This window comes from Belnapia sp., from assembly GCF_059504005.1.
Map to the genome: position 1 here is coordinate 1 of NZ_JCACHU010000180.1, position 13,884 is coordinate 13,884.

The 13,884-nt window shown below is 62.7% G+C and carries 12 protein-coding genes; 9 read left to right on the forward strand and 3 right to left on the reverse strand.

Going from position 1 to position 13,884, the window contains the following annotated elements; genetic code table 11:
- Positions 1-420: 420 nt before the first annotated feature.
- The 3 genes from AC5JJ1_RS28330 to AC5JJ1_RS28340 form a co-directional block, all read right to left on the reverse strand.
- Positions 421-2,016: an ABC transporter substrate-binding protein gene (locus AC5JJ1_RS28330; protein WP_495788466.1), complete on the reverse strand. Its 1,596-nt coding sequence runs from the start codon at positions 2,014-2,016 to the stop codon at positions 421-423.
- 115 nt (positions 2,017-2,131) lie between these two features.
- On the reverse strand, positions 2,132-4,888 hold the full coding sequence (locus AC5JJ1_RS28335; protein ID WP_495788467.1) for an ATP-binding protein: 2,757 nt from the start codon (positions 4,886-4,888) through the stop codon (positions 2,132-2,134).
- A 147-nt stretch (positions 4,889-5,035) separates the two neighbouring features.
- Positions 5,036-5,353 (reverse strand): hypothetical protein, encoded by a 318-nt coding sequence (locus AC5JJ1_RS28340; protein ID WP_495788468.1) that lies wholly within the window; start codon positions 5,351-5,353, stop codon positions 5,036-5,038.
- Between the two features lie 14 nt (positions 5,354-5,367).
- Between AC5JJ1_RS28340 and AC5JJ1_RS28345 the strand changes: the two genes are divergently transcribed.
- The 9 genes from AC5JJ1_RS28345 to sorB all read left to right on the forward strand — a co-directional run bounded on the left by AC5JJ1_RS28345 (position 5,368) and on the right by sorB (position 13,608).
- Positions 5,368-6,192 (forward strand): alpha/beta fold hydrolase, encoded by an 825-nt coding sequence (locus AC5JJ1_RS28345; RefSeq protein WP_495788469.1) that lies wholly within the window; start codon positions 5,368-5,370, stop codon positions 6,190-6,192.
- An 89-nt stretch (positions 6,193-6,281) separates the two neighbouring features.
- The gene (locus AC5JJ1_RS28350; protein WP_495788470.1) at positions 6,282-7,106 is read left to right on the forward strand and encodes an MBL fold metallo-hydrolase; all 825 of its coding nucleotides are present in this window, start codon (positions 6,282-6,284) and stop codon (positions 7,104-7,106) included.
- 326 nt (positions 7,107-7,432) lie between these two features.
- The gene (locus AC5JJ1_RS28355) at positions 7,433-8,014 is read left to right on the forward strand and encodes a cytochrome P460 family protein (protein ID WP_495788471.1); all 582 of its coding nucleotides are present in this window, start codon (positions 7,433-7,435) and stop codon (positions 8,012-8,014) included.
- Between the two features lie 141 nt (positions 8,015-8,155).
- A complete protein-coding gene (locus tag AC5JJ1_RS28360; protein ID WP_495788472.1) occupies positions 8,156-9,541 on the forward strand; it encodes a dihydrolipoyl dehydrogenase family protein in 1,386 nt (461 codons plus the stop codon).
- Between the two features lie 139 nt (positions 9,542-9,680).
- The gene (locus AC5JJ1_RS28365) at positions 9,681-10,064 is read left to right on the forward strand and encodes a DUF302 domain-containing protein (protein WP_495788473.1); all 384 of its coding nucleotides are present in this window, start codon (positions 9,681-9,683) and stop codon (positions 10,062-10,064) included.
- 45 nt (positions 10,065-10,109) lie between these two features.
- Positions 10,110-11,381, forward strand: a complete 1,272-nt coding sequence (gene soxC, locus AC5JJ1_RS28370; protein WP_495788474.1) for a sulfite dehydrogenase — start codon at positions 10,110-10,112, stop codon at positions 11,379-11,381.
- Positions 11,368-11,928, forward strand: coding sequence for a c-type cytochrome (locus AC5JJ1_RS28375; protein WP_495788475.1), 561 nt, complete (start codon positions 11,368-11,370; stop codon positions 11,926-11,928). Before soxC ends, AC5JJ1_RS28375 begins: the two co-directional genes overlap by 14 nt.
- A gap of 163 nt (positions 11,929-12,091) precedes the next feature.
- A complete protein-coding gene (gene sorA, locus AC5JJ1_RS28380) occupies positions 12,092-13,294 on the forward strand; it encodes a SorA family sulfite dehydrogenase catalytic subunit (protein WP_495788476.1) in 1,203 nt (400 codons plus the stop codon).
- Between the two features lie 11 nt (positions 13,295-13,305).
- Positions 13,306-13,608, forward strand: coding sequence for a SorB family sulfite dehydrogenase c-type cytochrome subunit (sorB, locus tag AC5JJ1_RS28385; protein ID WP_495788477.1), 303 nt, complete (start codon positions 13,306-13,308; stop codon positions 13,606-13,608).
- Positions 13,609-13,884: the final 276 nt, after the last annotated feature.

Here is a 13,884-nt window from a genome sequence, read left to right on the forward strand (position 1 = left end):
CTCTCGGTGCCAGCGCTGCAGATCCGCCTTGACCCGCAGGGGGCATCCACACATGAGATAATGCGCGCTTGCCGCAAGCAGTACAAAGCTTGCCACAATTCAAGGAGACCAACGCATCAAACGTTTTAACGAGATGTTGCCGCAAAGAGCGGATGCCTATTCGCCTGTGCCATGGCGAGAGGATTATGCTCCCGTGCAGCGGGATTTCCATAACGACCCTTATCCAACAATCAGGGTTGGCCGAAACGCAATCTTGGCTTTCCCAGCTGAGATCGCCTGCGCGACGCTCCGGCAAGTTTATTTGGGCACGCCAAGCTATAGCCAACTCTCCGCTAACCTATGAATTTGCGTCGAAAGTCGGTCGGATTTCATTCCAGTGCAACCTTGGGGGTTGTGCGGCAGGGCATGGCACTTCTGCTCTCACAAACGGTGCACGCCCCAAAAATAGGCGACGGAGCCCGGCAAAATTCCGCCCAAGGTGGCGCGATGAGCGTGCCGATGAAAAAACTGGCCGAGCGGCAGTGTTGGTACCTCTTCGGAGGCGGCGCGCTGTATCAAATCCAAAATGGCCCGCTCTTCGTCCGGCGTCGACGCCGCCAACCAGTCTTGGGTCAGGCGCTCAATGTTCGGGCTTTCAAACCAACCGGGCCAACCCGCCATACCCTGACCACGCACCGCTGCGTTCATGGCTGGGTTAGCTATCGCTACGCCGGGCCAGTTTGTGCAGGCCAAGCTCCAGCCGCCTCGTTCCACCGGCTGACGAGAGGCGCGGCGCCGCAGCACTGAGCCCCAATCCATCTCCTGCAGTTCGGTCCGAATTCCGATGCGCGTCAACAGATCTGCTAGCAGCTGTCCATGTGGTCGGACTGCCGGAAGGTCCGTCGGGTTAATCAAGACCGCGCGCTCGCCGCGGTAGCCTGAAGCGCGAACCGCTGCGACGGCGGTATCGAGGTCGCGCGGCGTGCGTGGACCTAGCCCAACCGGCTCCGCTACACCCGGCATACCGCAAGGAAACAGCGAATGGCACTCCCGCCAACCTTGGGGGTCAGCGCCAGCAATCGCCTGCATGAAATCAGGCTGATTGATTGCCTCGAGGACGGCGCGGCGCAGCGCAGCGTTGTCGAAAGGTGGGTGCAGATGGTTAAATCGCGCCATGGCTACGACACCGTATGGATCGCTGCGAGCCACACGTATCGCATGTTGCTGCGCTAGGGACAGCGCAAGGTCGGCATGGACATGTTCCCACCAATCCACATCGCCAACCTGCAACGCGGCGGCAGCGGTTGCGGGGTCGGGGATGACTGTCCATTCCATTCGCTCGAACAGTACGCGCTTGCCGCCCGAGGTCCAATCAGCGGGCTCGGGGCGCGGCACATAACCGTCGAAGCGTGCGTATACGACACGGCTGCCGGACAGGTACTCGTCAGAGATGAATCGCCAAGGTCCCGATCCGACCATCTCTGGCACCGGTACATCGGGTGCAGTGCGGGCGAGCCTCTCCGGCATGATGAAGGCTGGCGACGAGTGCGGTTTACCGATTGCCTCTAGCAAGCGTGGGAAAGGGCGCGTGAGGCGGATGCGAAGCGTGTCGTCACTCACAGCATCGAAGCTCTCGAGGGAAGCAGCAAGGGCTTGGCCGAAGCTGTCGCGCACGCTCCAGCGCCGGAGGCTGGCTGCACAATCGACTGCACGGACGGGCTCACCGTCATGGAAGCGCAGGCCTTCCCGCAAATGGATATGCCAGATTAATCCGTTATTGTAGACTTCATGGCCTTTTGCCATCTGTGGATGCGGACGCAGTTGGCCGTCCACCCCATAAAGGGTATCGAACACGCAATATCCATGTGTCGTGGTGACGCCTGGCAGCGAGAAGACCGGATCGAGCAGGGTAAGAGCGGCTTGCGGCACGAAGCGAAGCGTGCCCTGCTTACCAACCTGCTTTGACAGCGCCGCCGTCGCTAGGCCGGAACCCGTCAACGTCGCGGCACGCCGCAACAGCTCTCTTCGCAAGACCATCCGTCATACCCCTGGATCCGTCGCTGTTATTCCTTGTCGCAATCATAACCGGGTGGCAGGCTGCCACTCGCGGACCTGACGTGCTCTCCCGAGCACCGCGTTTTCACCGTAACTGTCAAAGCAGGTTGCTAAGAATTTTGCGAGCGCGCAACAAGTCATCGGTGCCAAGTCCCTCAGTAAATCGGGCATACACCGACGCCAAGATGGCCCGTGCTTCAATTGGGCGGCCGCGGCTTCCCATAAACTGTGCCAAGCTGGCGGCTACACGCAGCTCCCAGGCTAGAGCACCTTGCTGCTGCGCCAAGTCAAGCGCTGTGACGAAATCCGCTTCCGGTGCATCGGTGTCTTCCAGGGTGGCGGCAATCCGAAACTCACCACGCAGCCGCAACAGCTCCGGCATACACCACGCTTCTTCATTCCGGAGAGCGCGTCCGATCGCCTCATCCACCATCGCCGCACCTATCGCCGCGCTCGGAGCAACCGGCGCGACACCAGCCAGTGCGCCAGCCATGCCGGTAAGATATCCGGTGATGTTCATACCTGTACCGTAAGACACTAGGTGTTGAACCGCGTCGCGGAACTCCTTCACCCCCGCTGCGACATCGCCCCGGGTCACTTGCAAAATTCCGGCGTAGCAGCGCCCCTCAGCGCGCCAAAAGCCAAGGCTGTGCTCCGTTGCCTTCTCCAACAATACTGTGACAAAGCCCTCCGCCACAGCGAGATCGCCAGTCAGCAGCGCGACTGGACATCCGGCCTGCACAAGAGCTAGGGCGAAAGCCAAATTATGTCCGGATTCGCGTGCGTCGTGCACCACCGCATGCGCCGCGCGAAGTGCGGTGTCCGGCTTGCCTTGCAGCCAAAGAATACGCGGCAGATAGCAACGCGCCGCCAGCCGTTGATCGTACTGTGCGCGGATCATGGACCGTGCCGGCGCCTGCACTGCGCGAGTCTGCACGCTCTCCAGGTGGCGTTGGGCCGCCATCTGCTCACCCAGGAAATGCAACGTGACGCCCATCATGCGGACTCCCGTAACATAATCGTTGGGGCTGGAGGCAAGTTCACAAAAACGCTTGGCCGAAATAAGTGCCGTTCGATAGGCACCCTGATTAAGCTGATGGTTCCAGAGGCCCCAGCGTGCCCACAATTGTTGATCGATATCGTCCAGCTGCGTCGCCAGGCGCAACACCTCCGTCCAGGCCGCCACAACCTCGGCCCCGGCACCCTTTTCGGTGTAAAACAGGGCAACTGCCCGCGCGGCAGATAGCCGCAACACCGCGTGCGCATCGGCGCTCTCCTGCGCGAGCGTCAGCGCTTGCTCGACACGCCTACGACACTCCGTTACCAGCGACAGTGACAGCCAGATCGGCAGTGCACCGATTACAAGCGCCACGCCGATCGCGGCATCGCCCTTGGCTGAGAAGGCCCAGTCCATTGCGGCACGCCAGTTATCAAGGTGTCGACCATGTAGCGCCAGCCACTCCGCCTCTGCCCGAAAGCCATGATCTGCGTCGGCCCGAGCTGACAAGGCGCGGTAGTGTTCGGCGTGGCGCCGTGCTGCCACGTCGTAGCCGCCTGCGGCTCGCAACTTCTCCAATGCATAAAGACGAACAGTTTCCAAGAGGTGGTAAAATGGGGTATCGTCACGCAAGTCGACGACAACAAGAGACTTCGTCACCAAGCTGCCGATACATTCAACTAGCTGCGGCCGAGGCAGATCGGCTGCCACGGCCAGCGCAGCGTCCAGCGGAAACTCGCCAACGAAGACTGCAAGGCGGCGCAGCGTCGCTGCCTCGTCCTCCGGCAACAAGTCAAAGCTCCAGTCGAGCACAGCACGCAGCGTCCGGTGGCGTGCGAGCGCGGTGCGTCGGCCAACAGTGAGAAGGTTGAAGCGATCGATCAGCCCAGCAGCGACTTGGCTGACCCCAATGGTTGCGGCGCGCGAGGCGGCAAACTCAATCGCCAGCGGGATCCCATCCAGCTGGCGGCAAATTACGGCGATGGCTCGCGCGTCTTCACGACTAGCCGGAACCGCCGCGCCATGGGCCTGCGCACGTGCGACGAACAACTCGGCCGCGCTGCAGGCGAGCAACCTGTCCGGGTCTTCTTCGCCAAGCGGCGGCACGTCGAGCGGCGACAGGCGGTAGACATACTCGCCATCCACCCGCAGCATCTCGCGGCTCGTCGCCAGCAGGGTGGTCCCAGGGCAGAGCCGCAGCACCGCCTCCGCCAGCGCTGCAGCGGCATCCACAAGATGCTCGCAGTTGTCGAGGATCAGCAGGGTCGGTTCCTGCGCAATCGCACTCGCGACGGATTCGGCCGAATGCTCGCCCCCACTAAGCCGCAGTCCCAGCACCCGTGCTGTGGCGGACGGTATCAGAGCGGGGTCGGACAGTGTTGCAAGTTCAACGAAGCAGATACTTCCAGCGAAGTTGGCGGAAAGCTTCTGCGCGACCTCCAGGGCCAAGCGCGTTTTACCAATGCCGCCAACGCCGGTAAGCGTGACAGCGCGGTATGCCGAAAGCAGGTCGCAAAGATTTTGGACAGCCTCAGCGCGTCCAATTAACGCCGACGAGGCAACTGGCAAATTGATGCGCGATTGGCGCGAGGCGGCTTTCGGCACGGCGGTGTTTGAAGCTCCACCATTGCTACTCACAGACCAGGTGCCGAGGAGCCGGTAACCGCGTCCATAGGCGGTTTTGAGCAGCTGGCGGTCGGGTCCGAGCGCCTTGCGCAATGCCGAAAGGTGGACGTCGAGCGTGTTCTCCTCAACCAAAACGCCGGGCCAGATACGTCCCATAAGCGCATCTTTGGTAACCAGTTCGCCATGCGAATTGAGCAGTGCTTCGATAATGGCGAAGGCACGGTCGCCCACCGCAGCTCGAGCGCCAAGCACGCGGAGCTCTCGGCGCTTCAAATCGACTTCAACACGACCACAGGTATATACCGACCCTTGCTCCGGCACGTTATGGACCCGCTTCAGCTTTCTTCAGAGTTTCCCAGGTTCTTCGTACGTGCAACGTCACGCATAGGTGTCGGGATCAACTTGTTCGGCGACGCCCCCGAGGTTCTGATCGATGGGAGTACCGGTATCCCTTTGCGATTCAGCCTTATTCAGCAACGTCCCAAGGATTCGGTCTGGCTTCACCGGTACGGTCATCTCTGTCAGGTCACGGAGGCCGCCATAAGCGTAGGCGCAGACGGACGCTGGGTATTTGGCCCGCGAGGGCAAACGCAGCGTGTTGGTTTGCGGGGTCTGTAGCCATCTCAACTGCAGGGTCAGGCTTCCCTGAACAATTGCATGCGCCTGCCAGGGGCGGATCGCTCCCCCAATCCACATCCAAGGATACCACCATGCCGACCATCACCGTCGAGGACGGCACCGAGATCTACTACAAGGATTGGGGCTTCGGGCAGCCGGTGGTCTTCAGCCATGGCTGGCCGCTGACCGCGGATGCGTTCGAAGACCAGATGTTCTACCTGGCCTCGCGCGGCTACCGCTGCATCGCCCACGACCGCCGCGGCCATGGCCGCTCCGGCCAGCCGTGGAACGGCAACGACCTCAGCACCTACGCCGATGACCTCGCCGCGCTCGTGAAGGCGCTCGACCTGCGTGACGCGGTGCATGTCGGCCACTCCACCGGCGGCGGCGAGGTGGCGCGCTATATCGGGCGCCACGGCACCGGCCGTGTGGCCAAGGCGGTGCTGATCAGCGCCATCCCGCCGCTGATGCTCAAGACGCCGGCCAACCCTCTCGGCACCCCGATCGAGGCCTTCGACCGGCTGCGCGCCTCCGTGGCGGCCGACCGCTCGGCGTTCTGGAAGGAGCTGAGCCTGCCCTTCTACGGCTACAACCGGCCCGGGGCGACGGTCTCGCAAGGCGTGCGGGATGATTTCTGGCGGCAGTCCATGATGGCCGGATTCCCGGCCTCCTACTTCTGCATCAAGGCCTTTTCGGAGACCGACACCACCGAGGACCTCAAGCGGTTCGACGTGCCGACGCTCGTGCTGCATGGCGACGACGACCAGATCGTGCCGATCCAGGCCGCGGCCCTGCGGTCATCGACGATGATCCGCGCCGCCACGCTGACGGTGTACCAGGGCGCGCCGCATGGCCTCGCCACAACGATGAGGGACCGGCTCAACGAGGACCTGCTGGCCTTTCTCGGAGCCTCCTAGGTTCAGGTACACAGACAAAGATTTGGCCGCCACGACTGAGTTCCGCCGACCGCCGACTGCTGGACCAAGAACATGTGGAGCCGCGCCTGATGCGTACCGTTTCTCGACAAGATTTCTCGCGCCGCGGCTTCTGCCTTTGCTGCGCGTCAGCGGTGCTGGTAGCGAATGGCGTCTCGCCCACGCCGCGAAAAGCTTTTGCGCAGGCGCGCAATGTCGTTGACATGATGCGCGCTGAAGCAGCGAACGCACCGATTAAAGCACACAAGCTGGGCCGCAACATCAGCGTACTCGTTGGATCTGGCGGCAATATCGTTGTGGCCACAGGAGCTGACGGCAAAATCCTCGTGGATGCCGGGATCACAGCATCTCGTCCGAAAATCAGCGAAGCGCTTGCTCAGCTTGGCCAAGGACCGGTCACACACCTTGTCAACACCCACTGGCACTTCGACCATGCTGACGGCAACGAATGGTTTCACCAGCAAGGCGCCACCCTCATTGCCCACGAGAATACCCGTAAGCACCTCGCCGAGGCCACACGGGTTGAGGATTGGGATTTCAATTTCCCGGCTTCGGCAGTGGGTGCAGTCCCGACAGAGGTAATAGCTGTCGATCGGACGCTTACGCTAAGTGGAAATACTCTTGGGCTGAAGCACTATGGGCCCGCACACACTGATGGCGACCTGTCGGTACATTTCGGTGAAGCCGATGTTCTCCATGCTGGCGACATATATTGGAGATCTTATCCATTCATCGATTACTCGACGGGAGGAAGCATCGACGGGACGATCCGGGCGGTCGATGCCATAATTGCAAACACGACTAGCGCAACAGTCATCGTGCCTGGCCATGGCGATCCAGCCAGCAACAGGTCGGAACTCAGAAACTACCACAATATGCTGGTGGCTTGTTCGTGAGAGGGTTGCGATACTCAAGCGACAAGGTCGCACCCTGGAAGATACCCTAGCCGCGGCGCCGACCGCCACCTTTGACTCCGAATGGGGCCAAGGGATCGTGAGTTCCGTGTCCTTCACCAAGCTCGTCTATGCCGGAGTGTGACCCTCAGTCAGTTTGCTGGGCCAGCCCGACAAAATCAGCGAGTTGGTCGCAAGCGTGTTCTTCTCAGCCGAAGCACAACGTCCATCCGCCTTCTCACCGGCTCACATGGCCTGCGGGCGCCTTCGAATGGCCGAGTGTGGTCTCCGTGGCCGGCTTCGAAAACCTGTGTTCAGGAGTGGATAGCATGCGGAAGCGGCACGTCATGGTGGTTGCGACGGCTGTTCCCTTGGCGCTCATGGCAGCCTCCGGCGTGGTTGCCGCCATTGGCTGGCTACCGACACCGAGTATGGCGCAGGAGCGATCGGCCAACGACCTCCAGACGCGGCTACGAGTGCCCGCTAATTACCGCACGGCTTTCCAGTTCCTAGGCACATTCGCGGTGGCGGCCGATGCTGGCGAGGGCGCGAAGGAGCTTCACACCGTTTACGCCTCGCCTGGCGTCATCCCGGCTTACCGCAACACGAGCCACTTCCCCGACGGAACGGTGTTGGTCAAAGAGGTACGCGAGACCGAAACCGAGGACATGACGACAGGCCGCGTTAGTCGCGCCGGCCGTCTCCGAGGCTGGTTCGTTATGGTGAAAGATGCCCGTGGTCGGTACCGCGATGACCCGTTGTGGGGTGAGGGCTGGGGCTGGGCGTGGTTCGACGCCGACAACCCAAATATAACCAGTACCAAGGAATTCCGTGCGGAATGCTTGGCCTGCCATGTGCCGGCACAGTCAAGCGACTGGATTTATGTGCAGGGCTATCCAGCGCTACATTGAGCATTGCTCAGTCCTCTCCGCGACCGGATACACCCGATCGCATCCAATTCGTCATCTAACCCTGCGGTTGCTACAGCGCCTCCTAGCGGCTGGGAGATGGCAGTGGTGCCTGCAATGCAACGTAGTGGAGACGACACCCCCATGTCGACAACCGAGCATTACGACATCCTCGTCTTCGGCGGTGGCATTGGCGGCAAGGTATTGGCCATGGATCAGGCGCGAGCAGGTAAGCGCGTCGCCATGGTCGAAATAGGGATGATCGGGGGCTCCTGCATCAACGTAGCCTGCATTCCAAGCAAATCCTTGATCCGCAGCGCCGAGATTGCGGCGCTCACGGCTCATGCTGCGGAGTTCGGCACATTCCTGTCCGGGGCCACCCGTAACATGACCCGCATCGCAGCCCGGACAGCCGACATCGTCGATGGCTTGGTGCAGGCCAATCGCCAAGCTTTTGACGCAAGCGGCCTCAAGCTCGTGCTCGGCCGCGGTCGATTCGTTGAGCCGCGGGTTGTGGAGGTAGCAACGGAACACGGTCCCCGCCATCTCTCGGGTGAGCGAATCTACTTGAACCTTGGCACCGAGGCTGCAATCCCGCCGATACCGGGTTTAGCTGAAGCTGCGCCTTTAACGCATGTTTCGGCGCTCAAGCTCGATGTGTTGCCACAACGCTTGATTGTCCTTGGCGGCGGTTACGTTGGCTTGGAAATGGCACAAGCCTTCCGGCGGTTGGGTAGCGAAGTCGTCCTGCTCGAGAGGAGCTCGCAGCTTGTCGCACGCGAGGATCCCGATTTTGGGGAGGGCATTCAGGCCATCCTCGAAGAGGATGGCGTGGAGGTGTTGATCGGATCGCGGACTATGCAGGTTGGAGGGCGGTCTGGAGACCGTGTTTCCGTGCGCCTTGAAGACGGATGCTGGGTGGAGGGGTCGCATCTTCTCGTCGCTGCTGGCCGCCGGCCGAGAACGGATGGTATCGGCCTTGACATTGCTGGCGTCGAGCTGGACGCGAAAGGCTTCGTTCAGGTAGACGAGCGGCTTCAGACCACGGCAGAGGCCATCTGGGCGCTGGGCGAGGCCGCAGGCAGCCCAATGTTTACCCACGTCTCGCTCGATGACTACCGCGTGGCCAAGGCTGGCATCGAGGGTGGTGCGTACACAACCGCAGATCGCTTGGTTCCGTCTTGCCTGTTTATTGATCCCGAATTTGCGCGGGTTGGATTATCCGAGGAGGAGGCGAAGCGGAAGGGCATCCCCCATCGTATCGTACGCTTCCCGATGGCTGCTGTGCCGAGGGCACGAACTCTTTCCCAGCGCCAGGGCTTTATGAAAGCAGTAGTGTCAACGGACGACCAACTTCATGGCTTCGCCATGTTGGGCCCGCGGGCAGGCGAGGTGATGTCGGTGGTGCAAACAGCAATGACCGGCGGGCTTGGCGCCACCGCTCTACGCGATACTATCTTTGCACATCCGACGATGACGGAATCGCTGAACTTTCTTTTCCTCTTCGGAGATTCAGCATTCGCACCTTAGCTCTCTGCCAAGTTTGGGAGTCAAACGATTCGGGGTTTTTGGCAGGGAAGCACCTGCTGCATGCAAGCAGAAACATATCCATTTTCATTCGATATTTCACTTTTTGACGATGGCGTCAGCTGGTGCAGCGGAGGCGGGGATGACTGATATCAAGCGGCTCGACAGCGCCTATTCCTTCGCCGAGACCCTCCAGCGGTTACGTGCCAAGCTTGAAGGCCACGGCTTTACCATCTTCGCCACGATCGACCAGCGCGAGGCGGCGCGGTCAGTGGGCCTCGACATGCCGCCGACCACGCTCCTCGTCTACGGCAATCCGCGCGGCGGAACCCCGCTGATGCTCGCCGCCCCGGATTTCGCATTGGAACTGCCTTTGAAAATCCTGGTGCGCGAGGAGGGCGGCGGCCAGGTCCTCATCGTCTACACCCCGGCCGCGGCGCTCGAAGGCCGGCACGGGCTCCCCGCCGGCATGGTTGGCAAGCTCGCGGGCGCCGAAGCCCTGCTCACCGCCGCCGTCCAACGCTAGGCCAGCCCGGCCATCCGCCCTCCGTCCCATGCAAGAGGCCAGATCATGACTCCGACCCCGAGGGAAAGTAGCAGGGACCGCGGTCCCGCCAGTCGCTCGCGGCGCAGCATCCTGTCCGGCGCCGTCGGCGTCGCCAGCATCGCCGCCGCGGAACGGGCAGCCGCCGATAGCTTGGCCGACGTGCCACCGCGCGGCCCTGGCGAGCCGCTCTCGGCTTTCAGCAAGCGCTCCAGCTTCGTGCATATCAGCCGCATCCCGGAAGCCGGCCCGGGCCGCCGGCACCTGGACCCAAGTGAGGCCATCAACTCCAAAACGCCGCTTGACCGTCTCGTTGGCACCATCACGCCCGCCGACTTGCATTACGAGCGCAGCCATTCTGGCGTGCCCGATATCGACCCGGCGCAGCACCGCCTCCTCGTCCACGGCATGGTCAAGCGGAACCTCGTCTTCACCATGGAGGACATACGCGCGATGCCCTCGACCTCGCGCGTCGCCTTCCTCGAGTGCACCGGCAATGGCTGGGAGAATTGGAAGGAGGCCGCGCCCGACGTGACGGTGCAGAACACCCATGGCCTTATCAGCACGAATGAGTGGAGTGGGGTCCCCCTCGCCTTCCTGCTCGACCTCGTCGGCGCCGACCCGGCCGCGACCTGGATGCTGGCCGAGGGCGGCGACGGCTCCGCCGTGGCGCGCAGCATCCCCCTCACCGACGAGATCATCGCCGAAGGCATGCTCGCCTATGGCCAGAACGGCGAGCCGCTGCGCCCCGCCCATGGCTTTCCGCTCCGCCTGTTCCTGCCGGGCTTCGAGGGCAACCTCAACATCAAGTGGCTGCGGCGGCTGAAATTCGGCGACCGTCCCTTCATGACGCGCTGGGAGACCGCCCGCTACACGCAGCTTCAGGCAGATGGCTCGGCGCGCCAGTTCCAACTTCGCCAGGACGTCAATTCGGTCATCAACTCGCCCTCGGGCATGATGCAGATCAAGCCCGGCTACAACCGGATCACCGGCTTCGCCTGGAGCGGCCATGGCCGCATCAGCCGCGTCGAGATCAGCACCAACGGCGCGAAGACGTGGCGTGACGCGACAATTGCCGGCCCCGCCTTGCCCAAGGCTCAGACCTACTTTCAAGCCGATTGGCGGTGGGATGGCAGCCCGACCAAGATCGTGAGCCGCTCGACCGACGAGAAGGGCAACGTGCAGCCCGACCGGGCGAGCTTCATCGCGCAGACCGGAACGAACGCCCTCTTCCACTACAGTGCCCAGCAAACCTGGGCTATCGACGCCGAAGGGAAAGTGCGCAATGTCCTGGCATAGACCGGTCCTACAGGGCCTCGCCGCCCTGCTGACCTGCGCCCTGGCCGCCTCCGCCGCTGACTTTGGTCGCCCTGCCACGCCGGATGAGATCCGGCTCTGGGACATCGATGTCCGGCCGGATGGCACGGGCCTGCCGCCGGGCCGCGGCAGCGTCGTCCGCGGCCAGCAGGTATTTGAGGACAACTGCCTCGCCTGCCATGGCGAGCGCGGCCAGGACGGCATTGCCGACCGGCTAGCCGGCGGCCAAGGCAGCCTGGCTTCAGCGCATCCGGTAAAGACAGTCGGCAGCTTCTGGCCCTATGCCACGACGCTCTTCGACTATGTGCGGCGTGCCATGCCCTACCCTGCGCCGCAGACGCTGAGCGACGACGACACCTATGCGGTTGTCGCTTACATCCTCAACCTCAACGGACTCGTGCCGGACGGCGCGACTCTCGACCGCTCGAGCCTGCTCACCATTCGCATGCCCAACCGCGACGGTTTCAGGCTGGATGCCGAGTTCCGCACGATCCACAACGCCCGTCAGCCTTCCGCAAGCAAGCCATGACGAATGCTCCCTCTGCCAGATGCCTTTCTCGATCGGCTGTCGCAAACCCCGTTGGCTTAAGCATTCGCCCGTTATGCTCATACCTGAACCTGGCAAGGCCTTAGCTCAGCCAATGCCTCCAGAAGCGCAGCATCCTCGATCGAACCCGGGAGAAAGGAAGCACATGGTCAGCATCAGCAGGCGGGCTGCTCTATGGAGCACGGCGGCTATCGGTCTTACCGCACCGGCATTGGCTCGGGCTCAATCGGCAATACTACCTTTCGGCAATGGCGAACGGCCGCTGGTGGCCTATCCGCAGAAGCGGCCGCTGATCCGACTGACCGCGCGCCCGCCGCAGCTGGAGACGCCGTTCGCCGCCTATAACGAGGGGATCATCACTCCGAACGACGCCTTCTTTGTACGTTACCATCTCGCTGGCAACGTGCCGCCGCAGGACCTCGATGCGGAAACCTTCCGCCTAAGCGTGATGGGCGCGGTGCGCAGCCCGCTCTCGCTTTCCATGGCGGAGTTGCGAGCAATGCCAGCGGTGGAGCTGGTCGCGGTGAACCAGTGTTCAGGCAATGGCCGGGGCTTCTTTGAGCCTCGTGTCGCCGGCGGACAGGCCGGCAATGGCCTGATGGGCAACGCGCGCTGGCGCGGCGTTGCGCTGAAATCCGTGTTGGACCGCGCAGGCATCCTGCCGACCGCAATGCAGGTGAGCTTCAACGGCCTCGACGAGCCGCTTGCCCCGGATACTCCTGACTTCACCAAGGCGCTCGCCCTCGACCATGCAAGCGATGGAGAGGTAATGCTGGCCTGGGCGATGAACGGCGCCGACCTGCCGGTGCTCAACGGCTATCCTCTGCGCTTGGTGGTACCAGGCTATTACGGCACCTACTGGGTCAAGCACCTGCACGAGATCACCGTGCTCGACAAACCCTCCGACAGCTTCTGGATGACCTCTGCCTATCGCATCCCGGACAACGACTGCGCCTGCGTGCCCGCTGGCACGGCAGCGCCGAAGACCCGGCCGATTGGCCGATACAACATCCGCAGCTTCATCACCGGCCCGGCGGAGGGCGGTCGGGTCGCCGCCGGCCGCGAGTTCATTGTCCGTGGCTTCGCCTTCGATGGCGGCTCGGGCATAGCACGGGTCCAGGTCTCGGCCGACGGCGGTCAGCGCTGGGTCGAGGCGCAGCTCGGCGAGGAGTTGAGCCGCTACTCCTTCCGCGGTTTCGAGGCGCGGCTCAGCCTGCCGGCCGGGCCGCATCGATTGCTGTCCCGCGCCACCGGCCGGAACGGCGAGACTCAGCCGCTGGAGCCGCGCTGGAATCCGCCTGGCTATATGCGGAACGTGATCGAGAGCATTGCCGTGACGGCGGCCTGAGGAGAATGGCCATGCGCATCCCCACCGTTACGGCGATTATCCTGGCCGCCGGCATCGCCGCTGCTGCCCCCATCCGCTACAACCTGCCGGAGGAGACCGCAGAGCTGGCGCCCGGGCCTGGACAGGATGTGGCCCAGGCCTGCACCGCTTGCCATTCGGCGGACTACATCACCACTCAACCGCGTGGCCTGCCGGATCCGGCTGCCTTCTGGACCGTCGAGGTAAATAAGATGCGACACAGTTATGGCGCGCCGATCGAGGCATCGGACGTGCAAGCGATCGTGGCGTATCTCGTCGCCACATACGGACGATAGCTACTCTTCCCAGGTTGAGGAAGGCGATATCGGGTTGCTGAAGCGATGGGCGCATTTGGCACGAGCGGAGCGGCATGAGGGGAAATGATGCCATGGCAGCAGCTTCGATGAGTGCAAGCACCGTGACGGCGACCAGCGCACAACTTGCCAAGCGGTCGGCTCCGAATGTTTGGCTCGGCATTCGCCGCGGTACCTTTCGGAGATACCCTGCTTGCGGCGAATGTAGTGCGCCCGGTTGTTGAGACAGCTGGCTGCGCTGTTCAGGCGGCCAAGGGT

Bases quoted from the DNA above. Each gene is read 5' to 3' on its own strand.
- AC5JJ1_RS28330 (WP_495788466.1), bottom strand. From the start codon at position 2,016: ATGGTCTTGCGAAGAGAGCTGTTGCGGCGTGCCGCGACGTTGACGGGT.
- AC5JJ1_RS28340 (WP_495788468.1), bottom strand. From the start codon at position 5,353: ATGTGGATTGGGGGAGCGATCCGCCCCTGGCAGGCGCATGCAATTGTT.
- AC5JJ1_RS28345 (WP_495788469.1), top strand. From the start codon at position 5,368: ATGCCGACCATCACCGTCGAGGACGGCACCGAGATCTACTACAAGGAT.
- AC5JJ1_RS28350 (WP_495788470.1), top strand. From the start codon at position 6,282: ATGCGTACCGTTTCTCGACAAGATTTCTCGCGCCGCGGCTTCTGCCTT.
- AC5JJ1_RS28355 (WP_495788471.1), top strand. From the start codon at position 7,433: ATGCGGAAGCGGCACGTCATGGTGGTTGCGACGGCTGTTCCCTTGGCG.
- AC5JJ1_RS28360 (WP_495788472.1), top strand. From the start codon at position 8,156: ATGTCGACAACCGAGCATTACGACATCCTCGTCTTCGGCGGTGGCATT.
- AC5JJ1_RS28365 (WP_495788473.1), top strand. From the start codon at position 9,681: ATGACTGATATCAAGCGGCTCGACAGCGCCTATTCCTTCGCCGAGACC.
- soxC (WP_495788474.1), top strand. From the start codon at position 10,110: ATGACTCCGACCCCGAGGGAAAGTAGCAGGGACCGCGGTCCCGCCAGT.
- AC5JJ1_RS28375 (WP_495788475.1), top strand. From the start codon at position 11,368: ATGTCCTGGCATAGACCGGTCCTACAGGGCCTCGCCGCCCTGCTGACC.
- sorA (WP_495788476.1), top strand. From the start codon at position 12,092: ATGGTCAGCATCAGCAGGCGGGCTGCTCTATGGAGCACGGCGGCTATC.
- sorB (WP_495788477.1), top strand. From the start codon at position 13,306: ATGCGCATCCCCACCGTTACGGCGATTATCCTGGCCGCCGGCATCGCC.